Genomic DNA, 22,456 nt, shown 5'->3' with positions numbered 1-22,456 from the left:
TGTGATCGAGACAGGATTCGAACCTGTGACCGTCTGCTTAGAAGGCAGATGCTCTATCCAGCTGAGCTACTCGACCGTTCCTTTTACGGGGTGCAAATATAAGTGTACTTTGTATTAAAATCCAATAGAAATCTTATTTTTTTCAAAAATTCGCACCCCGATACACCTCTAATCTTTTCTGTAAAATCATAAGGGAACCGGATAATTGAAAGACTTCATGACAGTTAGAGCCTTCCTCGAATGTGCACGGCGATCTCAAAGGTGAGATCACTGTTTATCCGAAGGCATTGCAAAACTTTCAAAATCTGCTTTCTGAATGGTCATCGGGCTCTCTTCGATCTTGACGCAACGCATGGAAACATCATTGCCTCCTTCGGTCTTGTCTTTCATATACATCTCAAGGGTCAGCCCGAACTTTCCGTCCTTTTGTACCCATTTGGGATCAAAGTTTGACGGCAGGTCTTTATTGGTTCCAAAAACATTGGCCAGGCTTACCTCTGCTTCAAAAGTATTGTATACCGTTACCAGGTATTCGTCGGTTTCTACCTCAAAGCCGTTGCAATCATACCCCATGATCTCTTTTCCGGGGATTTCACGAACTTCAAAGTCCGCTGCGGTTTCTTCTTCGATCACCTCGGCAACATCCAGCTGAAACGCCATCGCCATATTTTGTCCGTCCTGGCTCATAAACATGACCATCAAACTTTTGGGAATATCATGAACAATGGTCATTTCTCCGGCTTCCCGGGTCTTCATTCCCCAGTAGTCTGCATCCGGTTCCAGCAGCATATCCAGGACGGTCGATTCTCCTGAAGACTCATCGGTCATTTCCAGGGCATATACATACTGAAAACTATAAGAATCGGCCACAGCACTCATATCGGCCATCTCTCCGGTAGCCCCGGTGGGTAATTGCCCGTCGGCCATACCTTCCAGCATTTTGTCCATCTGCTGTTCCACCCCGTGCTGTACCTTTTCATTGGTCTTGTCGATAACGGTCTGCTCTACCCCTTTTTCGATCTTCTTTTTAAGTTTTTTCAAAATTTGTGCATGAACATCCGGCATCATTGCGAACATGAACACGGCGGCAAATAACATTTTCAAAGCTTTCATAATGTGAATGAGTTTAATTGGTTTTCTGTGTCAGGCTCTCATCACGAAGCAGCGGAAGTAGAATAAAGGAAGGTATATTAAAGTACACAATCGGGCGTAAACATCAAAACAAATATCTGATTATCATTTATTTAAGATGATAACGAATTTTATTCAGGATATCAGATTACATCTCCCTTTCAAAAATTTAAGAAGACCTTAAAACAGAATTCCCCGGGAAATATGTTAATTCGAATGCTATGAAAAATGAAAATATCGACCTTACAGAAAGAGAACTGGACAGGGTCATTGAAATGGCCTGGGAAGACCGGACCCCCTTTGAGGCTATTGAATACCAGTTCGGTCTACCGGAGAAAGAAGTGATCCGCGTCATGAGAAACGCTCTAAAAGCCTCCAGTTTTAAGAGGTGGCGTAAACGAGTGAACAGCGGAGTGAGCCAAAAACACCTCAAAAAAAGAAATCCGGAGATCTCCCGATTTAAATGTTCACGCCAAAAGGCCATAAGCGGCAATCGTATCAGTAAGCGATAAAATCGCAGTAAATCAATAACCCCTTCGATTCTCAGTATGATAGATCCTCCTGATTTGTTGTATTTTTAAGGAGTGATGGGAGATTTTGTGCTCATCGATTACTCCATCCGGTCGTTTGAGGTACTGGAAAGACCCCTCAGTTCTATAGAAAAAGAGGAGATTTTCCGGGTGTTTTGCCGCGTGGGTGAAGTAATGGCCCTCAAGGACCTTCCAAAAGACTACCATGAGTTTACCATCATGCGCGAAGAACATTTAAGTCGGGATCTGGAGTGTAGTCAATATACTTCCCATCTTTTTGAGCAATACCGTAAAAATCTCGGGGCAGGAAGATATTTCTTGCTATTGGAGGCCCAGAAACTGGTGGTGCCTTCAAAAGTAAGAACATTGTTAGGGTATAACCGGTCTTCCCTGCTACAACCCCTTATGAACCCTTTCAGCCTTCTTAAAAAAGTTCGCCTGGACTGGTGGCTGAAGTCCCTTCTCTTCCCGCAGAATTACCTAAAAAACATTAAAAGCCTGGATATTAAATGAGGGACCAGGCTATAGACCCGGCCTACATAAATACTTATACTTTTCATGTATAGAAGGAGTAGAAAAGAACAGCCGAAACTCTGAAATTCCTTAAGGCTTTTCTGTAAATTTACAGAAGTATTTAACCAAACAACAAAAGGCAAAAAAAGGCTTTCCATTCTCTATCGATCCGGCATGATCTGCAAACCTTTTTAAAGCCTATTCCCCCTGATATATGGAGAAAAAACATATCGTAATTGTTGGCGGCGGATTTGCAGGACTTGAACTGATCAAACAACTGCGCTCTGACACCAATTTCCGAATCACCCTGGTAGATGTGAATAACTATAATTTCTTTCCTCCCCTGCTCTACCAGGTAGCTTCCGGATTCATGGAACCCTCTGCCATCAGCTATCCCTTCAGAAAGATCCTTCGCAAAGCAAAGAATACCAGTTTTCGATTGGGAAAACTGGAAAAGGTGATCCCTGAAGAAAACAGGATCATTTTAAACAATGGAGAGCTGCATTACGATATTCTGGTCATGGCTACCGGGGCTGAAACCAATTACTTTGGCAATGCCAATATTGAGCAAAATGCCCTGCCCATGAAAACCATTAGTGATGCCCTGGCCTTGCGCAACCTCATCCTTACCCGGGTAGAAAGGGCTACCCGTTTAAAGACCCGGGAAGAACGAAAAAAGCTGCTCACCTTTGTCATTGCAGGTGCCGGCCCGACCGGGGTGGAACTCTCCGGAATATTTGCAGAGATGCGTAAACACATCCTCATAAAAGACTACCCTGAACTGGAGGAAGAAGACCTGGGAGACATTTACCTTATTGACGGGCAGGAGGCCGTTCTGGCGGCCATGTCTTCCAATTCGCAACAATACAGCAAAAAGAAACTGGAGAAACTGGGTGTCAAGGTAAAACTCAATGTTTTAGTGAAAGATTTCGATAAGGAAACCGTTACCCTTTCTGATGGCAGCACCATCAACTCCAGAAACCTCATATGGGCCGCCGGGATCTACTCGAGAATATTTAATGGGTTTGAAAAAGAAGATTCCGGCAGAGGTCGCAGAATGCCAACAGACGCCTGCAACCGCCTTAAACGATATAAAAACATTTTTGCGCTGGGTGATACCGCCCTGGTAGAAGGTGATCCGGGATATCCCGATGGTCATCCGCAGGTGGCCCAACCCGCTATTCAACAGGCCAGGAATCTTGGAAAGAACCTGCAAAAACCCACCGGGCAGGCATGGCAAGGGTTTCAGTATGATGATAAGGGGTCTATGGCTATTATTGGCCGAAACAAGGCCGTGGCCGACGGACCTCGAAATAAATTCTTCTTAAAAGGTTTTATTGCCTGGTTCGTTTGGGTATTTGTGCATATCATGTCACTGGTTAATTTCAGAAACAGAATTCGGGCTCTGTACAACTGGATCGGGTATTATATTCATAAAGACCAATCGTTTCGTATGATCATTCGCCCCGGGGATAAAAAGTAAAAAGTATAAAAAGGGGGCATCAGCCCCCTTTCTCTTCGGAGATCGTCATTCTCCTCAATCAAACAACTTAAAACAAACAATTAAGGCCTATTTTACCAGACCTTTAGACATCACCCCTCCACTTACCTCAAGGGTGGTTCCTGTAATAGCTTCATTTTTTACAGCAAATTCGATGGTATCAACGATCTCTGCCGGATCAACCAATCGGCCAATGGCTACGTCTTTTACGATACTGTCAAGCACTTCCGGTTTCATGGCTTCCAGGATCGGGGTTCTCACATATCCCGGAGCAATTCCCACTACGCGAATATCATTAATACCCTTTGCATGAAACTCTCCCCCAAGAATTTTAGGCCAAAGTGCTACGGAGGCCTTGGTTGAACTATAATTCAATTGGCCGGGCTGCCCCTCCTTGTTGATAGAAGAAACAGTAAACAGAACCCCTTTACAGCCGTGATCGATCATGCGGGCAGCAGCTTCTCTCAGGGTAAGGAAGGTTCCCAGAAGATTTACCTGGATAACGGCCATGAATTGGTCTGTAGACATGGTCTTGCGTACCTTTCCGGTTTCACGGTCAGGGCTGATAAAAAATGCATCCTTGAAGATCCCTGCAGAAGGCAACACAATATTGATAGCCCCATAGGCTTCCAGGGCCTTGTCCATCAGGTTACTTACTTCTTCTTCCAGGGTCACATTGGTAACCACCCCAATGGCGTCACCTCCATCCGCTTTGATCTCTTCAACAACGGCATTGAGCCCTTCTTCATTCATATCTGCCAATACCACCTTGGTTCCTTTTGCAGCCAGGGCTTTCCCTGTGGCTGCTCCGATACCGCTGGCACCTCCTGTAATTACTGCTACTTGATTCTTTAATTCCATAATTCTATTTTTTAGTGTTTTTGATTAGACTTTCTTTAATACAGAAGCCATATTGGTGGCCCCTGAACCTCCTATGTTTAAGGCAATAGCTGCTTTTGCCCCGGGAACGGCTACTCCAATAGCCTCTCCCATCAATTGCTTGTATAACAAGGCATGCATAGACACCCCGGTGGCCCCTACAGGATGCCCTTTAGATTTTAATCCACCCGAAGGATTTACCACACAGCGACCGCCTTCATAAACATCCCTGTTTTCCAGGGCTTCATATTCCTTTCCGGGAGCGGTAAGCCCCAGGGCGCTATAGATCAATAATTCTGTGATGGTAAAACAATCATGCACCTCAGCTACCTGGATATCATCTATGGTCAGGCCGGCTTCGTCAAGGGCCTGCTTCACCGCCACACTGGCCCCTTCCAGGAAATGATTCGGACGATTTCCGTCTACGATATCCAGGTAATCGGTAGCATTGCTGCTGGCTGCGATCTCTACCCCTGATTCCGGTTGTGCTGAGCTTAGAACTACAGCAGCTGCTCCGTCTGAGATCAATGAGCAATCGTGCAAGCGCAACGGATTGGCGATCATGGGATTCTTTTCTTCCGGCAGGTTGAGAATATCTTCTTTTGATCGGGCTTTTCCCATATGGGCCAATGGGTTCTTCGAACCGAATTCATAGGCCTTAGAGGCGATGGCTGCCATCCACTCCTGCACCTGCTCCTGGGTATACCCATAACGGTCCATATATCCTTTGGCGTACTCAGCGAACAACCCCGGAAAGGTGTAGCGTTTTGCCCCCTCCTTCTCCCAATAGGAGGCTTTAGCCAGGGCTTCCGTCGTGCCCCTCGTATCAAGAGAGTTCATTTTTTCAACCCCAACCACCAATACATTTTTGGCCATGCCGCTCTTTAAAGCCATCATCCCCATCTGAATGGCAGAGGTTCCCGAAGCACAGGCACTCTCCGTACGGTACATGGGTTTATGACGAAGTTCAGGAAGTACATTCACTCCAAATGGCGCCAAATGCTCCTGGTTGTTAAAACTACCACCGCTGTAGTTACCGACAAAAACGGCGTCAATATCAGAAACCGGTATGCCGGCGTCTTCAATGGCACCCTTGGCAGCTTCTGCAAAAAGGCTGTACAGCGTTTGGTCTTCGAGCCTGCCAAATTTGGTGTTGTAGGCTCCCGTAATAAATACGCTTTTATTCATAATTGTATGCTTATTTAAGTTTATGCGATCTGCGACAGATCTTGTTGGTTTAAAAATCTATTAATGGCTTCAGCCGATTCATCGGCCCCTTTATTAAACAACATGGTTAAATGATTCCCACTCACATGTTGGTATTGGCAATTTTTCATCATATTCACGGTTTCCATAGCCAGCTCTTTGGGAAGGATCGGATCTCCGACGACCCCGTAGGGTTCCGTTGCATTGATCAATAATCCTGGCTGTTCAATGCTTTGAATGTGATCTAACCAGGTGACCCCAAGTCCGAGGGCACCCTCAATGGCTTGGGTAATATGAGGCAGCCTGGATCTTGTACGAACAGTATCATCTTCAGTCATGGTGATATCTGCCATGAAATAGGATTCCATATCCGAATTCCAGTAGCCATCGGCATAGGGTGCATTTTTAGCAGCTTCCATATAGGCATCAATAGATGGCCATTCCTGTTCCAGGCGCATCATACTGGGTGCTACCATCTGCTTCACCTCCGGATGGAGTTGGGCCGCGGCATCCATTAGGACGATCTTATTCACCCGCTCTGAATGATTTGCTGCCAGGTAAATACTTAACAAAGCGCCAAAGGAGTGCCCCCCCAGAGACACAGATTCCAATTCAAGGGCATCCATTAATCCGAGGATGTCTTGAGCATGGTCCTGCATGCTGTAATGCGTGTCCGGCTTGTCACTTTTACCCCTTCCTCTCAGGTCAACAGATAGCACATGGTAATTATTAAGCCCTCTTATGAGCCTGTCAAAAGAATGTGCGTTGGCGGTTAACCCGTGCATCAGGATCAGGGTGGGATTTCCGGGGTTTCCGAATTCCAGGTAATGAAGTTTTATACCGTTAGTGTCTATATATTTACTCATCCTTCGATGTTTTCTTTTTGTTTTAAATACATTTCTTTAATCGTTCTCTTCAGGGTTTTCCCGGCTACATTTCTGGGAAATTCATCCAGGAATAACAAGTCACTCACCTTCTGGAATCTGGCCTCCAGCCTATCATTGATCCAGTTTCGAAGCACTTCCTTATCAGCTGAAAAGCCGTTACGGCATATAAGAGCAGCTACAGGAGTTTCACCCCAGCGTTCGTCCTCAACCCCGAAAACGGCAGCATCGGTGATCTCAGGATGTTTTATAATGACAGCCTCAATATCTTTTGGATACACATTTACCCCACCTGAAATGATCAGGTCTTTTTTACGGCCTGCCAGGTAGAGGTACCCATCTTCATCGGTGTAGCCCAGGTCTCCGGTATACAGCCAGCCATTGCGTATGGCTTCGGCAGTACGTTCCGGATCATTGTAGTATCCTTTCATCAGAATCGGGCCTCGTCCAACGATCTCTCCTACCCCGCCCGATGGCAACTCCCTGCCTTCATCATCAACGATCTTCATATCGAAGAATTGAGGCGTACACCCCACCGAACCCGGCTTATTATAAAAATCCGTTTTGTCTAATATGGTTACAAAGCCTTCCGTCAGGCCGTATAGCTCATAGAATACATCCGGAATAAGGCTGTTGAGCTTTTCTTTCTGACTTTGATGAAGCGGTGCACCTACAGACAGGATCATTTCGAGGGAAGCGGCGTTCCTCGCCGTGAATTCCGGGTGTTGTAGTGCCGCTGTGATCTGCGAAGGCACCAGGATGGTATGGGTTACTTTTCGGTCTCTGATATCTTCCACCAGGTGGTCTACATCAAAAGAGGAATGCAGAATAAAGGTCCCCCCGTGAAACATGACCGGCATGGTGGTCAGAAACGAGCCGTTAAAAATGATGGAACCCGAATGCAGCACCACACTTTCAGGCGTCATCCTAAAATAACTCCCGAAAAGACTCATATAGTCTGCACGGATACGATGGGTATGCATGATACCTTTAGGAGCCCCCGTAGTACCACTGCTGTAAATGATATTGTAAAGATCATCAGGCTGAATCCCGGGATCTGCAGGCTCTGTTGAGGAGGCTTTCGCTTTTCGCTCATGAAAAGAAATAAACGGATCCGGACAGTCCACATCTGTCAGCCACACATCAGCAGTGCTAATTGTCAATTGCCCCATGATATGGTTTACCGTCTCCTGAAGGCCGGAGGTGGCAATAACCAGGGAAGTATCTGCATTATTAAGTTGATTACTCAGACCTGTCCCGCTGAGTAGCGGACTTAAGGGTACCGCCACGGCTCCGATCTTGGCAATGGCCCAATAGAGCTCCCATAATTCACTGCAGTTAGGTAAAAGCATACTTACCTTGTCGCCTTTTCGTATACCATGATCGTATAAAGCATTGGCGATCTTGTTCACACTTTGGTTAAGTTCCGCATAGGTTAACTGACGGTCCTTGCAAACAAAAGCGAGGTGGTTTGGGCGGTAACGGGCGTGATTGGTTAAGACATGTCCGATGTTCATAGGTGATGGTGGTTGTTGGTTGGGCAAAAAAGTGAATACGTCAGAGGTTCAGATATCGTTCTTTGATCTTTTTTCGGGCCTGGATCAATAACTTTTCGTTGTGATTGGCCAGGTAAGAGGCGAAAGAGCCTACCCGAAACACCTCAAATTCAAAGGAATCACCTGCAGGGTCTTTTCTTCCCATCTTTTCCATCAATTCAAATACTCTTCTGCGGAATTTGGTGGAGTGTTCTGAGACCTCCTCTACGATCTGGGCTTTGGTATCGGGTTGGTATAACAAGGCCATATAAAGATCCCAGTACTGACTATTCTCTTTTAAGGAATCAAAAAAGGCATCAATAATATTTTCTAAAAGTTGTACCGGATCCTCTTCTCCATTATGCTCAAGGGTCTCATCGATCTTCGACAAAGTCATTTTCACGATCGATTTCAATAAATTCTCTTTAGATCCAAAATGGTAAAACAGGAGTCCGGTAGAGATCCCTGCCTCATCACAAATGGCCTGGGTAGAGGTTTTATGGTATCCACGGGTAGAGAACAATCGCATGGCTACCAGCACAATGTGCTCTTTTGACTGTTCTGCTTTTTCCTGTGATTTTGCTTTCTTCATTTACACTGACTAATTACTCAGTCATAAAGATATATAAATTTTTGAACCGACAAGGAAAAATTATATGATCTCGTTATTAGGATTTAACTTTCATACCACAGGTCAGTTCGAGTGCCACGCTGCAAGCGTGGTGTATCGAGAACAGTGCAGAATCTACAGCCTCTCGATACGATCCTGCACGGCAGCATCACTCGAGGTGACTCCTGAGATTCAATCCGTCATCTCACTCCACAAGAAATCCGGATTTCAAAAACCTACCACTGACGGATTGGAATTCTTAACTAGTTTTGGGAGATCGCCACACCCTATCTGAGGTAGGGTTCGCGAAGACGAACCATTATAATTTACTGTCTATTTAAATATGGACCCTTTGCTCCTTTGCTCCTTCGCTCCTTTACTTCTTCGCAAAAACGTCATCCCCCTCCAAAAGAAATCAAATTTCAGCGGTGGCGCGAAGACGATGCATCTCCAATTAACGATATATAGCTATATTGTTACAGTTTTATTTGATAATGACTAACACCTCTATTTGATAATGAAAATTAAGAACTTCCTATTACTTCTGGGCCTCGTCCTGGCCCTGTCTCCCATATACGGGCAAAAAGACACCAAAGATAAGGACACCACTAAAATGGCTACCAAGGAGCTTCCTTTGGAGCCCGAAAGAAAGATCTCCTTTACCACTGAAGAAGGTACCTGGCTCTCCCTTGATGTGAGCCCTGACGGAAGTACCATCGTTTTTGATATGATGGGCGACCTGTACACCATGCCGATATCGGGGGGTAAAGCCACCCGGATCACCGAGGGCATGGCCTATGATGTGCACCCCAGGTACAGCCCTGACGGGAAATCTCTGGTATATATTTCTGATAAAAGCGGTTCCGAGAATATCTGGACCATGGATCTGGCATCAAAAGAGGAGAAACAGATCTCAGAAGACAAGAACCAACATTTCTTTTCTGCCGATTGGAGTCCGGACGGACAATACATTGTTGGAGCCAGAGGGCGAAGAAACATAAAATTACATCTCTACCATCAAGATGGAGGTAAAGGCGCACAGCTCATTGCCAAACCGGATGATCTTAAAACCATAGACCCGGCATTTAGTGCCGATGGAAAACTTATCTATTTTTCACAGCGCAACAGGGCCTGGAATTACAATGCCCAGTTACCCCAATACCAGATAGGCACTTACGATATGGAAGATGGTAATGTTTCTACCATTACTTCACGATACGGCTCGGCTTTTACCCCCACCCTCTCGCCTGACGGGAAATGGATGGTCTACGGAAGCCGGTTTGAAACAGAGACCGGGTTAATGCTACGCAACCTGGAGAATGGAGACGAACGTTGGCTGGCGTATCCGGTGCAACGGGACGAACAGGAATCTATTGCTCCCCTTGGAGTACTGCCTGCCATGGCTTTTACTCCCGACAGTAATAATCTTATTGCCAGCTATGGTGGAAAGATCTTTAAGATCGATATCGCATCGAACACGGCGACTGAGATCCCTTTTGAGGTGGATGTAGCGCTTGATCTAGGACCTCAACTGTCATTTAAATATCCGATCGAAGATACCCCGGAAGCCCTGGTTACCCAGATCCGCGATGGGGCACCTTCTCCTGACGGCAGTAAACTGGCCTTTACCGCCTTAAACAGGCTCTATGTGATGGACCTTCCTGACGGGACTCCGAAAAGACTTACCAACAACGATTTTACAGAAGCTCAACCGGCCTGGTCGCCCGACGGTAAGAGCATCGTATTTGTGAGCTGGGAAACCAATGGGGGGCATATTTACAAGGTAAACTCAAATGGCAGGGGAAGAGCACAGCAACTCACTCAGAAGCCTGCCTTATACAGCAACCCGGCATGGTCATACACACAGGAGCGTATCGTATTCACCAGGGGAACAGCCCAGGTATACCGTGATGCCATAGACCCTTTCTCCCCGGCTACTGAAGAAGACCTGGCATGGATACCTGCCGAAGGCGGAGAAAGCACACTCATTGACAAGGCTGAAGGCCGTTCGAATCCGCATTTTTCTACAGTGGAAGACCGCATCTATCTGAATAAAGGTAAAAAGTTACTTTCTATCCGTTGGGATGGTACCGACGAGAAGGAGCACCTTGAATTAAGTGGCATCACCACTTACGGTTCAAGCATTTTAGATGTGCATGACCACACCGGCGGGCACAACCTGTTACCTTCAGCTGAGGCCAGGGCCGATGACGACGACAAATCGTCTGCGCCTTCTGAAATGTATATATCTCCCGATGGAAAAAAGGTACTGGCTAAGATCAACAATGACCTCTATACGGTTACCCTGCCCAAATTCGGGAAGACCCCGACTATCTCTGTGGCAGACACTGATAAATCAGCTTTCCCATCAAATAAATTAACCGTCATGGGTGGAGAATTCCCATCATGGACCGCCAACAGCAAGGATGTGCACTGGTCGTTGGGATCCAGTCATTTTATTTACAATCTCCCTGCCGCAGAAGCCTATGCCGACAGTATAGCCCAGGTAAAGAAGCAAAAGGAAGCCCTTAAAGAGCAGGACGAGGGTGAAGAAAAAGAAGAAGGAGAAAATGGCGAAGAGGAAGAAAAAGAAGAAGAGAAAGACAAAGGATATACCGCCAAAGAGATCAAGGTAAAGGTTGCCTATACTAAAGACATTCCCCAGGGGCATGTACTTCTTAAGGGAGCCCGTATCATTACCATGAATAATGAGGAGGTGATCGAGAACGGTGACCTGCTTATCGAGAACAACCGTATCAGAGCCGTAGGCCCTTCAGGCACCCTGGATGTTCCGAACGGAACCCTAGAGATCGATGCCAGCGGAAAAACGATCACCCCCGGATTTGTAGACACCCATGCCCATATGTGGCCTAACTGGGGGATCCACAAAAACCAGATCTGGATCTATTCGGCCAATCTGGCTTATGGGGTAACCACTACCCGCGACCCGCAAACCGCTACCACCGATGTGCTGACTTATGCCGACATGGTAGATGCCGGAATGATGCACGGCCCCAGAATTTACAGTACAGGGCCGGGGGTTGGCTATTGGGCATACAAGATCAAATCTTTAGATCATGCGAAGGATGTACTCCGTCAGTACAGCGAGTACTACAACACCAAGACCATCAAAATGTACCTGACAGGGAACCGTCAGATGCGACAGTGGATCATCATGGCCGCCAAAGAATTGGAGCTGATGCCCACCACCGAAGGAGGGCTGGATTACAAGCTGAATATGACACAGTTGCTGGATGGGTACCCGGGGCATGAGCATTCATTACCCATCTACCCTATCTACAAGGATGCGGTACAAACCATTGCCGAATCTAAAATGGCCGTAACCCCTACCCTGTTGGTGTCCTATGGAGGACCCTGGGCGGAAGAGTATTACTATGCCACCGAAGACCCGTATCACGATGAAAAACTGAGATACTTTACCCCTTATAAAGAACTCGCCCAAAAATCCCGAAGAAGAGGGGCCTGGTTCATGCCGGAAGAGCACGTTTTCCCAAAACACGCTGAATTCATGAAAGACCTGGTTGAAGCAGACGGACTTGGAGGCGTGGGTAGTCACGGACAATTACAGGGCCTGGGCTTTCACTGGGAGCTATGGTCGGTAGCCAGTGGGGGCATGAAAAACCTGGATGCCCTGAAAGTGGCCACCATCCTCGGAGCAGAAGCCATTGGACTGGATAAGGACCTTGGGAGTCTGGAAGCCGGAAAACTGGCAGATATTCTGATTATGGAGAAAAATCCGTTAGAAGACCTGCGCAACACCAATACCCTGACCCATGTGATCAAGAACGGAAGGGTGTATGATGCGAATACACTGAATGAGGTAGCTCCTGAAGAGAAAGAAGCAGCGAGCTTCCTATGGCAAACCAAGAGACCGGAAGGTGTACCGGGAATGGAAAAATGATAACATTTTCATCCTAATATCAACGGGCTGCACCTCAGGTGGCAGTCCGTTTTTTTTTATCGGCCACCGGAGCCGTGATCTAACTTTATAAAGTGTTCATGCTTTTTTAGAAAGGCCACACCTCCTCATTTATCTTTTTTCTTATCTTGACCCAATCGATGAATACATTTTTGCCCTAATGCCACCTGTTTCCCAAAACTTAAAAAAATCTGCTTTTATTTCAAATGCTATCTGCAAGGAGCAATTACCTGAAAGGGAACCCTGTTTTTTCTCACCACCCTTTAAACAGTCAATGGACTTATGAAAAAGCACAACCTCTTTCTTCGATACGGTTTGCTCCTGCTGTTGCCGGCATACTTACTTCTCCATTTTGGGTTCAATCTACCAGCCTCAGAGTATGATGAAGTACCTCTGCTCAACTCCCAATGTCCACCTGGTTTTAAAAAAAATGCCAATAATGAATGTATAGCCCAAAACCTGTATATGCAGTACGATTCCCCCAACAACAAAGGGGTTGGCGGACTTCAAACCGGGCTGCCAGAAATACGGGATGGATTCTCCCCCCAGGAGATCGACCTGGGCAGGTATTTGTTCTTCGACCCGGTATTATCGGGTGACGGAAAGATCGCTTGCGCCTCTTGTCATGACCCCGGAAAAGGTTTTAGCGATGGGCTGGCTGCCAGTATCGGTGCCAACAACCATCAACTAACTCGTGGCGCTCCTTCCCTATGGAATGTGGGCTACCTTAAAAGACTCTTTTGGGACGGAAGAGCCACCTCCCTGGAAGAACAAATGCAGGGTCCGCTATTTGCTGAGGAAGAGATGAACAACACCCCTGAGAATTTGCTCTTTAGCCTTAATGGCATCGATGCCTATAAAAAGTTATTTGCAGAAGCTTATCCGGAAAGAGATGCGAGTTCTCCCATAGCTCTGAATGAAATTTACACGGCCCTGGCAGCCTTCCAGGCATCATTGGTTTCACTGAACAGCAAATACGACCGATATGCCCATGGCTATCACAAGGCGCTGAATGAAAAAGAGATAGAAGGCATGAACGTATTCCGGTCGTTTGTTGCCCGATGCGCCGAATGCCATACCCCTCCGTTATTCACCAACCAACAGTTTGCCGTGATCGGAACACCGGAACCGGAGGGAATGCCCTTAGATCCCGGAGCCGAGGTTCCGTTCAATGACAAATCAATGAGAGGGGCATTTAAGGTGCCGAGCCTTCGTAATATTGAAAAGACCGCTCCCTATATGCATTCCGGCAGATTTAAAACCCTGAGAGAGACGGTGGAATTTTACACCAAAGGCAGGGGTCATGCCGTTCCTGAAGGAGAACAGCTGTATATTCACTGGCATATCTGGAACCCGGAACTCAGTGATTACGAACTGGACCGATTGGTGGATTTTCTTAAAACCCTGACCGACGAAACCTTTACCCCTAAGATACCGGAAACCCTCCCCTCCGGATTGCAACCAACCATTAACCTTTAATTACAAACCACCCTATGAAATCAAAAATTTTAAAATTCCTTGGCGCCCTTGTTCTTATCGCTATCGGCGTCTTTTTAGGCCGATCGGTATTCTCTGGCCCCAAAGAGTCTACCATCCCCATGCCTTCCACCATTAAATACCGAAATGCCGGCGTTACTCTTGACAGCAGTGAGGTGGCCATGAATAAGGTGTTTAGCGGTGAAATTATTGAGGTTAAGGATGGAGGTTCCATCCAGGAAGCAGTTGTAGCTGCCAATCCCGGAGACCTTATCAGGGTCTATCCCGGCACCTATTCAGAAAATGTTTATATCGACAAGGACGACATCAGCCTCCAAGGGGTGGTCATGAACGGTAAATGGCCTACCCTTGATGGTAAGAAAGAGATAAACGACGCCTTTCTGTATTCAGGGAACGGCATTGTGATCGAGAATTTCAAGATCATCAACTACAAAGGAAATGGTATCATGGGGCAGGCCGGAAACAACTTTGTGATCCGCAACAACTGGATCATTGATACAGGTGTTTACGGGATCTTCCCTCAATATGGGAAGAATGGCCTTATTGAGCACAATGTATTGAGTGTTATTGCCGATGCCGCCATTTACGTGGGGATGTGCGATAATGTAGATGTGGTGCATAACGAAGTCTTTGACAGCGTTGCCGGGATCGAGATCGAAAATTCCCGACACTGCCTGGTAGAGAATAACTATGCCCATAACAACACCGGGGGACTGCTCGCCTTCATCACCCCGGGATTACCCATCAAAACGACCTTCGACGTCATTTTCAGAAATAATTTCGTGGTGAATAACAACCATGAGAATTTCGGAGCTCCCGGGTCTACTGTGGCGGGCATTCCAGCCGGTACCGGCATTCTCATCATGGCTGCCGATGATGTGATCGTTGAGAATAATATTATCACCGGGAACGACAACGCCGGGATCACTATTGTTGACCTTGCCAATGGCGACCCCAAGGCAAACGACCCCAATGCAGAAGGGAATCCCGACCGCATTGTGATCCTTGACAATATTATGTATGAGAACGGAAATAACCCCACCGGAGAATTAAAAGCTATTATGCTCACTCAGCTGGACAATAAAGGCCCTGATATTTTTGCCTATGGCGGAGGAACCGGAAGCAGCATTCTCGACAAGAACAAATACCGCACGTTCGGGTTGGATGACTATGGTGTACCACCGATCACAGATACCCAAGAGATAGAAACCATGATGACCCCGGCCCCGGTACCGGCAAGATCGGTTTCCAAGGAACAGCTGGGAGAGCTTACCTACTACGGCGTATGCGCCGGATGTCACGCCTTTGGCACCCGGTTGATAGGGGTACCCACAGAGATCATTCAGCAAGTGTATCACAACAACCCACAGGGCATCGTGAATTACATCAACAATCCGCTGAATGTAAGAGAAGATTACCCGGACATGCCACCCCAGGACTATTTGGATGAGGAAGCTAAATTAGCTGTGGCGGAGTATATTCTGTCGCTAAAAGAATAACAATTATTCTATGTTGAAATAAAATAATTTCCAATCATTTTATGCTATTCTGATAGATTTTGAAATGAATTCATAGCATCTCTTCCCCACTTACAAGTGGGGAAATTTTTTAATTCTCAAAATCGCACGTGATATCATACCCTCCTTAATATTTCATTGAAATAACATACTGAAATCATTAGTCTTTTTTTGTTTCTCCTGCCACCAGACAGGAGGTTACACAAAAGCCTCGATACACTTTTGTCTATGATTTTACGATTTATCTCCTCTTGATTCAGCCATTCGTCGCTATTCACATTTCTATTAATAAGGAAACTTTAAATTTATTGAATTAATGTACTGATAATGAGTAGTATATCGGCTGAAAATTACTATAATCACTGAATTCTAATTGTAAATGAAAACAATTTGGGTGGCAACCCTTAATGCGGAAAAATTAATATGCGATTTCAGAAATCGTATAAATTACAGGATTGTGGCATTAATCAGCGTTTCCTGGCTGATGTTTTCCTGCTCCGGAAGCGATGACGGAGATATGATTGTAAATGAAAGTCCTGAATCACCCGAATCGGTTATTATCTATACCGATTTAGAGCCAGATTTTATAAGTGACGATCAAAATCAATCATATGACATTGATCTAAACAATGATGGGAAAACAGACTTTATTTTAAATAAAGATGGTGGTGAATATCTTGCGTTAGAGTCTCAAAATTATACCAATGGTGGACTAAACAATGGTGTTTTAAGTATTTCTCCCTTTGGAACCTATGTAATCCCTGTGGGTGAGGGTTCCAAAATTCCCCGTGTTTACAATAGTGGAGAATCGTTCTCAATTGGAGGCTATATTTTAGCAGAAGATTGTGAATCGTGCGAATACAACTGGAAGGATCAGGATAAAAAATTCATTGCAATTAAATTGATTATTGAAGGAAAAGTCCATTACGCCTGGGTACAATTATATGTCGAGGGCCCCACCCAATGGACGGTAAAAGACTATGCCTTTAATGCTACTCCGGATATTCCAATTCTGGCCGGTCAAACCGAATAGTTTCTAGTGTTGAAATATTACCGTCAGCGATCTCGTTAAAGAAATGCCTTTGAAAACCGCTACCCTCAAGAAGGGATGCGGTTTTTTTATGCCTTTGTATATGTTGTATTTATCTAAAACTTCCATCTCCCCCCAGCGGGAGAAGGTGATCTCGTTTAAAGTGTGATCGCAAAAAGGGCTTATCCCTACCCATCATCCCATTGCCACAGATCTTGATTAATTTTTTGTATTGGGTTATCCGGTTGTACGGGCCAACCTCATGATCATTCAGATAACTGATTACAGCTTAATAATCGTACAAAGTCGGTTTATATGCACAAGGACAATTTATGTCTCATCATGTAACTGCTCTGACTCTTTAATAATCTATCAGTTCATCCTTCTCCTACATTTGATCTGTTAATCATTCCTAACCGGGATCAATTTAAATTATTATGAAAACAATATTCAAATTTCTGAGTGCCCTGATCATCTTTACATTCCTGTTTGCATGTTCGAGAGATGTTGCCGAAACAGATTTATGGAATGAAGGCCCAAATAATCAAGAAGCCTACAACAAAACTTATAATGAAGGCATGATCAAATCTTACGGTAATGAAACCATCATTAAATGGAATGAATTACTGGGAAATGCCATAGACGAAAAAATGCCCGTTCCCCAGGAAGCCAAGATCTATGCAATGGTTACCATTTCCATGCATGATGCCTTGAATAATGTAGTCCCCGTTTATGAAACGTATGCTTTGGACAACAGCCAGGTAAATGCTTCGGATATTTCCAAAAAGAATATCACTGCTATTGCAGATGCGGCAGTGTCACAAGCCGCAAGAGATGTTATTGTTACGCTGTTTTCGGGGGCAACAAATGCAGCAGACCTTCTGCTTAATGAAGTTCTGGCCTCCATTGCTGACGAAACGCAAAAAAATAAGGGTATCAGTATTGGCAGGCAGGCTGCCCTTGCCATGCTGGAGAAAAGGCAAAATGACCTGCCATTGAGCTTTACGCCCTATGCACCCTCCAGTAATGACCCTGGAATCTATCAGGCCAATTTTTATCTGCCTGTCTGGCCCCCAAATACAGTATTTGGGCAAGATATGGGCGACCTGACACCCTTTGGAATTATCTCCGGAAATCAATTCTTAAATGAATCTCCCTTAAACGTATCTTCTTATGAATACGCGAAAGATTATAATGAAGTCATGACCCTGGGATGTGACGAATGCCCGGCCAGAACAGCAGAGCAGAGTGAAATGGCTGAGTTTTGGAGAGAGAATATTGCCAGTTCGACAAACAGGCTGGCCCGTACCTTTATCATCCGGGATGACTTGAACGGCTGGGAAGCCGCAAGAATGATCGCCATTTTGGAAATGGCAGTAATTGATTCCTTTATTGCATCATTTAAGGAAAAGTCAATCTTCAGGTATTGGACACCTGTTACTGCTATAAGAGCCGGCAACACAGACATGAATCCGGAAACCGCTGGAGATCCCTCATGGAATTCTATGACATTCACACCTCCGGTTTTTGAATTTCCTTCTACACACACCTATGCAGCAGGAGCGACTTCAGAAATCTTCAGAAATTATTCTAAGAAAGATCAGATTTCCTTCGTGACCATAAGCCCCTATTATCTTTCAGGAGCGGAACGGGCATTTTCGAGTTTCTCGGAATACACCGCTGAGCATCTGGAATCCAGAATATTTCTGGGGCATAATTTCAGGTATTCCGCAACTGTTGGAGAGCAACACGGAAAGGAACTCGGAAAATATGTTCTTGAAAACAACCTTCGAAAAATAAAGAACTTACAATAAGAGTTTCTGTAAGACCCGTCCGTACCTCCTTTTCATATATAATCAGGCCTATCCTGGATGATCCGGAATAGGCCTGATGATTTCCTTATTGATCAGGAAATTGCAGCGTCCATGATTTTCAGAAAATGATTTAGATAAAATTTACCTATTGGAAGTTCCTTTTTATGAATTTCAACCAGTTCATGGGTAAATGATTTGATCTTCTTTACCGGCACGATGAATGACCTGTGAATACGCACAAATTCATTTTCGTTGAGTAATTCCTCCAACCCGGTGATGGTTTGCCTGGTTAGGAACATCTGGTCAGCCGTGAAGATCTTCACATAATCCTTGGCACTTTCAATGTAGAGGATATCCTCCAGAATAATCCTCACCTGCCGCCTGTCGATACGAAGATAAATTGAATCAATACCTGATTTCCTTTCCGGCTCGCTTATTTCCAAATGTGGGTTTACAGAACCCGGCATAGCTTTATTTACAGCCCTGAGAAACCGGTCAAACCGAATTGGTTTTAACAAGTAATCAACCGCATCGAGCTCAAAACCGTCTAAGGCATACTCTTTATATGCAGTAGTAAATATTACTTTTGGTGGATTCTTTAAAGATTGCAGCAATTCGGTACCCAACAATTCCGGCATCCTGATATCGAGAAACAGAATGTCGACCTTGTTAGATTGAAGAAATACAAAAGCATCTATGGCGTTGCTACACTCTCCCACCAGGTTTAAGACAGGTAATTTTTCAAAGTATCGCTTCAGAACTTCCCTGGCCATAGGTTCGTCATCCACGATCAGGCATCTTGGCTTTATGTCTTCAGGTGAATTCATATTCCAGCTCTGAATTTAAATTATTTTCTGGTACTGTTGCATCGGCCGAACCAAAAACTATTTGGAGATTTACCATAAAAACATCTTCCTCATCCCTGATCTCCAAGGTATGCCTGCCAGGATATAATAAGGCCAGTCTTCGGCGAACATTTTCAATACCTGTTCCCATACGTTCCTTACCGGCAGAAACTTTATTTTTCTTCCCATTCCTCAATTTAATGGAGAAGGTCTCTTGGGTAAGCTCAGCTTTAATATTGATCCAGGGGTGATCGATCATCTTACTCGCACCGTGTTTGAAACAATTCTCCACAAAGGGAAGTAAAAGCAATGGGGCAATATTATGATCATTCCCTGTTTTGGGAAAAGAATAATGCAGGTCCAGCTTTTTATCATACCTGATCTTTTCCAGGTTCAGATAATCAACTATCATTTGCAGTTCATTATCCAGGGGCACCCAATCCTTTTTACCCTCATCAAGAATATAGCGAAGAATATTAGACAGTTCCATAATCATTTTCGCACTTTTCGGAGATTCTACCTGTGCCTGGGAATAAATGTTGTTAAGGGTATTAAACATGAAATGTGGATGTACCTGAGCCATAAGCAACCGCAATTGTGCTGCCGAATTCTCCCGCTGCAATTCCTGGTTGCGCAAAGATTTCGAATAGAAGTGCTTAAACATTTTAAAGCTGGCCGCCAGCGATACCCCTGTTATAGAGCCCTGCATACTGGCGAGATAGGCCAGGAAGAATTTTTCCTGAAAAGGTAGGGTCGTCAAAAAAAGCTTTGCATTCGAAAGCCAGGGAATTTTGTCCCAGGGAATATACATGAGAATAATGGCATGAGCGCAGAGTGCCACAACATAGAAAAAAATAAACCATAAAATGGCATGGAAATAACGTTGTTTAAACACATATTTTGGCAAGACAAGGTAAAGCACCGGGTAAATGAGAAAAGTTTGTGGCAGTAAGAAAAAGAAGGTCTCCGCCGCAGATTTAAAATAGTCAGGGAACCTTCCGGTTGTCATATAAACATACGGATTAAGCGTGCGCGTTATTGAAAAGAAGCCCCCCCAAAGAATCCAGAACAAAAGGTGACGCAAAAGATGATACTCTCGTTTATCGGATAAAATAAATTCCCTGACTGACATATACGCTTTTATTTCCTAATAAAAATAACTCCATATTTAGGAGGGGGGAATCTTTCACCATAGAAAAACCTTGTTCAGAGACAAACAACGATTGGGGTCATACAAAACGCATTCAACGACATTACCCCCTTATTGGTATCAAGGGCATAACTTTCTGTCGCAGAGGTGTTTTTCGCATTCAGGCATAGATTAAATTTAATAATAAATAACACGCTGTGTTCATTGAAAATGAATCTTTTATGAAGGCTCCGGAATTTAATTTTGACAAACATGAAAACACTATCAAGATTCGGCATGGCCCTGATTTTATCCATCGTACTCTGTAATTGCTCCATTCAGGATGATGATATTTTAGCGAATGGACAAGATCAATATCCCGGTGATCAATGGGAATATGATGAATATCCTACAGGTGGGGAGGAACCATCAGATTCAGTACCCGATCAAGACAGTACTGATAATAATTATCCTGAGCTAAAGGGCTACCCTAAACATTTAAAGCAATACCAAAATGGCATCTTGGAGTTCGAAGCTATATATTATTTTCGGGCAGATGGACAAATTGCTAAAATAAAATATGGATACCCTAACGCCAGTTCTGGAACATTTACAGATGAATTTCATTATGATGCCGCAGGTCGATTGGTTAAGTTGGAGGGTTGGGATGTCTATAACTTTTATTGGACCAACGGCCAAATTACGAAAGCCAGCCTTTACAATGCTGCATGGTACGGTACGATCAACATTTATTATGAATATAACGATAAGGGCCAGATCACGGCACGAACAGACGATTATGTTGACGCCTCATTTATGAGCAAGTATACCTATTCCTACTACGAGGACGGGAATTTAAAAACAATCGAAGAACATGGCAAGATCAACAATAGCGGAGAAATGATGAAGTTAACTTCAAAGAGCTTTGAAGGTTACACAGAGTACCAGAATTCATTCCTGGAATTTGTGATCATTCCCGGAAAGATCGTGCAAGAACATTTTCCGTTAAAAATGGAACATAAAAATTTCCAGAGTCCGTCTACTGACTATAGTGAAAACTATCAGTATACCTATGATACCGAAGGCAAAGTGATCGCGAAAGAAACCACCGGCCAGAAAGTGGTTTATGAATATTACTAATAATGTCTTAATTCAAATTATTCATAGATGAAAACAAAACGGGTGGCAACCCATTATGCAAAAAAAAGCACTGCTTCATTGAGAGTGTTTGCGCCCCATATGAAAGTCTTAATTTTTATCTTCCTTTTATTGCTTACAAACTGCTCCAAAAGTGATGAATCTATGGCAATTGATAATGAACCTCCCGAAGACGGTGAAACCATTGTGATCTATTCGGATATTGAACCGGATTTCGTTAGCAACAACCTCAGTACCTCCTTCGAATTGGATGTAAATCAGGATAGTATTGTAGATCTTAACATCTATTATGATATCGAAGGGAATACACTCTTAATTGGTTCAAGATCCTACCTCAGTGGGGTTTTGTCTTTAACTGATTGGGGCACATATACAGTTCCATTGGATGAAGGCAGAAAAATTCCGGATGAGTTTAAAAATGGTGAATTATTTTCAAGCTCATCATATTTTTCTATTGAAGCTTGGGGTTATCAGGTTGATAAATACCTGGGGGTTCGAATTTATATTAAGGACAAGTTCCATTATGGATGGGTACGGTTGCAATTTGAAAGTGACACCTCTTGGGTCATAAAGGACTACGCCTATAATGCCACGCCTGATACACCCATTCTGGCTGGTCAGAAAGAATAGATTTTACATATAACCTTTAAATCAATAAATGACCTTTCGCAACCAAAAACACCGCTCATAAAAAAATGACCTAAAAGCTTGACTGCCAGATAAAAATATCGTGTTTG

General features: G+C 44.5%; 18 protein-coding genes and 1 tRNA gene. 10 read left to right on the top strand and 9 right to left on the bottom strand.

Annotation, left to right across the window (positions count from 1 at the left end):
- Positions 1–2: 2 nt before the first annotated feature.
- Together E7Z59_RS13220 and E7Z59_RS13215 are read right to left on the bottom strand one after the other, a co-directional pair.
- Positions 3–76 (bottom strand) — tRNA-Arg (locus E7Z59_RS13220).
- Between the two features lie 191 nt (positions 77–267).
- Complete coding sequence (locus E7Z59_RS13215) at positions 268–1,113, bottom strand: hypothetical protein (protein WP_136336807.1); 846 nt, start codon at positions 1,111–1,113, stop codon at positions 268–270.
- 239 nt (positions 1,114–1,352) lie between these two features.
- Between E7Z59_RS13215 and E7Z59_RS13210 the strand changes: the two genes are divergently transcribed.
- The 3 genes from E7Z59_RS13210 (at position 1,353) to E7Z59_RS13200 (ending at position 3,657) form a co-directional block, all read left to right on the top strand.
- Complete coding sequence (locus E7Z59_RS13210) at positions 1,353–1,643, top strand: TIGR03643 family protein (RefSeq protein ID WP_136336806.1); 291 nt, start codon at positions 1,353–1,355, stop codon at positions 1,641–1,643.
- A 75-nt stretch (positions 1,644–1,718) separates the two neighbouring features.
- Positions 1,719–2,174: an oxygenase MpaB family protein gene (locus tag E7Z59_RS13205; RefSeq protein WP_136336805.1), complete on the top strand. Its 456-nt coding sequence runs from the start codon at positions 1,719–1,721 to the stop codon at positions 2,172–2,174.
- A gap of 214 nt (positions 2,175–2,388) precedes the next feature.
- Complete coding sequence (locus E7Z59_RS13200) at positions 2,389–3,657, top strand: NAD(P)/FAD-dependent oxidoreductase (protein WP_136336804.1); 1,269 nt, start codon at positions 2,389–2,391, stop codon at positions 3,655–3,657.
- A gap of 87 nt (positions 3,658–3,744) precedes the next feature.
- Here the strand turns inward: E7Z59_RS13200 and E7Z59_RS13195 are convergent, their stop codons facing one another.
- The 5 genes from E7Z59_RS13195 to E7Z59_RS13175 are packed head-to-tail and all read right to left on the bottom strand — an operon-like array spanning position 3,745 to position 8,771.
- Positions 3,745–4,536: an SDR family NAD(P)-dependent oxidoreductase gene (locus tag E7Z59_RS13195; protein ID WP_136336803.1), complete on the bottom strand. Its 792-nt coding sequence runs from the start codon at positions 4,534–4,536 to the stop codon at positions 3,745–3,747.
- A gap of 24 nt (positions 4,537–4,560) precedes the next feature.
- On the bottom strand, positions 4,561–5,742 hold the full coding sequence (locus E7Z59_RS13190) for a thiolase C-terminal domain-containing protein (RefSeq protein WP_136336802.1): 1,182 nt from the start codon (positions 5,740–5,742) through the stop codon (positions 4,561–4,563).
- 20 nt (positions 5,743–5,762) lie between these two features.
- The gene (locus E7Z59_RS13185) at positions 5,763–6,626 is read right to left on the bottom strand and encodes an alpha/beta fold hydrolase (RefSeq protein WP_136336801.1); all 864 of its coding nucleotides are present in this window, start codon (positions 6,624–6,626) and stop codon (positions 5,763–5,765) included.
- Complete coding sequence (locus E7Z59_RS13180; RefSeq protein WP_136336800.1) at positions 6,623–8,161, bottom strand: class I adenylate-forming enzyme family protein; 1,539 nt, start codon at positions 8,159–8,161, stop codon at positions 6,623–6,625. The genes E7Z59_RS13185 and E7Z59_RS13180 overlap by 4 nt, the downstream gene beginning before the upstream one ends.
- A gap of 40 nt (positions 8,162–8,201) precedes the next feature.
- Positions 8,202–8,771, bottom strand: a complete 570-nt coding sequence (locus E7Z59_RS13175) for a TetR/AcrR family transcriptional regulator (RefSeq protein WP_136336799.1) — start codon at positions 8,769–8,771, stop codon at positions 8,202–8,204.
- 535 nt (positions 8,772–9,306) lie between these two features.
- Here E7Z59_RS13175 and E7Z59_RS13170 point away from each other — a divergent pair.
- The 5 genes from E7Z59_RS13170 (at position 9,307) to E7Z59_RS13150 (ending at position 18,587) form a co-directional block, all read left to right on the top strand.
- Entirely contained in the window at positions 9,307–12,711 is a 3,405-nt protein-coding gene (locus tag E7Z59_RS13170; protein WP_136336798.1) for an amidohydrolase family protein, read from the top strand.
- Positions 12,712–13,194: 483 nt separating this feature from the next.
- Positions 13,195–14,208: a cytochrome-c peroxidase gene (locus tag E7Z59_RS13165; RefSeq protein WP_242015676.1), complete on the top strand. Its 1,014-nt coding sequence runs from the start codon at positions 13,195–13,197 to the stop codon at positions 14,206–14,208.
- Positions 14,209–14,222: 14 nt separating this feature from the next.
- The gene (locus E7Z59_RS13160; protein ID WP_136336796.1) at positions 14,223–15,725 is read left to right on the top strand and encodes a parallel beta-helix domain-containing protein; all 1,503 of its coding nucleotides are present in this window, start codon (positions 14,223–14,225) and stop codon (positions 15,723–15,725) included.
- 475 nt (positions 15,726–16,200) lie between these two features.
- On the top strand, positions 16,201–16,776 hold the full coding sequence (locus tag E7Z59_RS13155; protein WP_136336795.1) for a hypothetical protein: 576 nt from the start codon (positions 16,201–16,203) through the stop codon (positions 16,774–16,776).
- A gap of 434 nt (positions 16,777–17,210) precedes the next feature.
- Positions 17,211–18,587: a vanadium-dependent haloperoxidase gene (locus tag E7Z59_RS13150; protein ID WP_136336794.1), complete on the top strand. Its 1,377-nt coding sequence runs from the start codon at positions 17,211–17,213 to the stop codon at positions 18,585–18,587.
- 92 nt (positions 18,588–18,679) lie between these two features.
- Here E7Z59_RS13150 and E7Z59_RS13145 read toward each other — a convergent pair whose 3' ends face one another.
- Entirely contained in the window at positions 18,680–19,414 is a 735-nt protein-coding gene (locus E7Z59_RS13145) for a LytR/AlgR family response regulator transcription factor (RefSeq protein WP_199287187.1), read from the bottom strand.
- Entirely contained in the window at positions 19,401–20,441 is a 1,041-nt protein-coding gene (locus E7Z59_RS13140; RefSeq protein ID WP_168731302.1) for a sensor histidine kinase, read from the bottom strand. Before E7Z59_RS13140 ends, E7Z59_RS13145 begins: the two co-directional genes overlap by 14 nt.
- Positions 20,442–20,834: 393 nt before the next feature.
- On the opposite strand from E7Z59_RS13140, the gene E7Z59_RS13135 reads away from it, so the two are divergent.
- Positions 20,835–21,701, top strand: a complete 867-nt coding sequence (locus E7Z59_RS13135) for a hypothetical protein (protein WP_136336792.1) — start codon at positions 20,835–20,837, stop codon at positions 21,699–21,701.
- 162 nt (positions 21,702–21,863) lie between these two features.
- Positions 21,864–22,349, top strand: a complete 486-nt coding sequence (locus tag E7Z59_RS13130) for a hypothetical protein (RefSeq protein WP_136336791.1) — start codon at positions 21,864–21,866, stop codon at positions 22,347–22,349.
- The last annotated feature ends 107 nt before the right edge of the window (positions 22,350–22,456 follow it).

It is taken from the genome of Robertkochia marina (assembly GCF_004799345.1).
Lineage (GTDB): Bacteria > Bacteroidota > Bacteroidia > Flavobacteriales > Flavobacteriaceae > Robertkochia > Robertkochia marina.
Note: the sequence above shows the minus strand (reverse complement) of the source record. Positions and strands in the feature narration are given on the sequence as shown.

Coding starts and splice junctions, on each gene's coding strand:
- E7Z59_RS13215 (WP_136336807.1), bottom strand. CDS start 1,113: ATGAAAGCTTTGAAAATGTTATTTGCCGCCGTGTTCATGTTCGCAATG.
- E7Z59_RS13210 (WP_136336806.1), top strand. CDS start 1,353: ATGAAAAATGAAAATATCGACCTTACAGAAAGAGAACTGGACAGGGTC.
- E7Z59_RS13205 (WP_136336805.1), top strand. CDS start 1,719: ATGGGAGATTTTGTGCTCATCGATTACTCCATCCGGTCGTTTGAGGTA.
- E7Z59_RS13200 (WP_136336804.1), top strand. CDS start 2,389: ATGGAGAAAAAACATATCGTAATTGTTGGCGGCGGATTTGCAGGACTT.
- E7Z59_RS13195 (WP_136336803.1), bottom strand. CDS start 4,536: ATGGAATTAAAGAATCAAGTAGCAGTAATTACAGGAGGTGCCAGCGGT.
- E7Z59_RS13190 (WP_136336802.1), bottom strand. CDS start 5,742: ATGAATAAAAGCGTATTTATTACGGGAGCCTACAACACCAAATTTGGC.
- E7Z59_RS13185 (WP_136336801.1), bottom strand. CDS start 6,626: ATGAGTAAATATATAGACACTAACGGTATAAAACTTCATTACCTGGAA.
- E7Z59_RS13180 (WP_136336800.1), bottom strand. CDS start 8,161: ATGAACATCGGACATGTCTTAACCAATCACGCCCGTTACCGCCCAAAC.
- E7Z59_RS13175 (WP_136336799.1), bottom strand. CDS start 8,771: ATGAAGAAAGCAAAATCACAGGAAAAAGCAGAACAGTCAAAAGAGCAC.
- E7Z59_RS13170 (WP_136336798.1), top strand. CDS start 9,307: ATGAAAATTAAGAACTTCCTATTACTTCTGGGCCTCGTCCTGGCCCTG.
- E7Z59_RS13165 (WP_242015676.1), top strand. CDS start 13,195: ATGCAGTACGATTCCCCCAACAACAAAGGGGTTGGCGGACTTCAAACC.
- E7Z59_RS13160 (WP_136336796.1), top strand. CDS start 14,223: ATGAAATCAAAAATTTTAAAATTCCTTGGCGCCCTTGTTCTTATCGCT.
- E7Z59_RS13150 (WP_136336794.1), top strand. CDS start 17,211: ATGAAAACAATATTCAAATTTCTGAGTGCCCTGATCATCTTTACATTC.
- E7Z59_RS13145 (WP_199287187.1), bottom strand. CDS start 19,414: ATGAATTCACCTGAAGACATAAAGCCAAGATGCCTGATCGTGGATGAC.
- E7Z59_RS13140 (WP_168731302.1), bottom strand. CDS start 20,441: ATGACAACCGGAAGGTTCCCTGACTATTTTAAATCTGCGGCGGAGACC.
- E7Z59_RS13135 (WP_136336792.1), top strand. CDS start 20,835: ATGAAAACACTATCAAGATTCGGCATGGCCCTGATTTTATCCATCGTA.
- E7Z59_RS13130 (WP_136336791.1), top strand. CDS start 21,864: ATGGCAATTGATAATGAACCTCCCGAAGACGGTGAAACCATTGTGATC.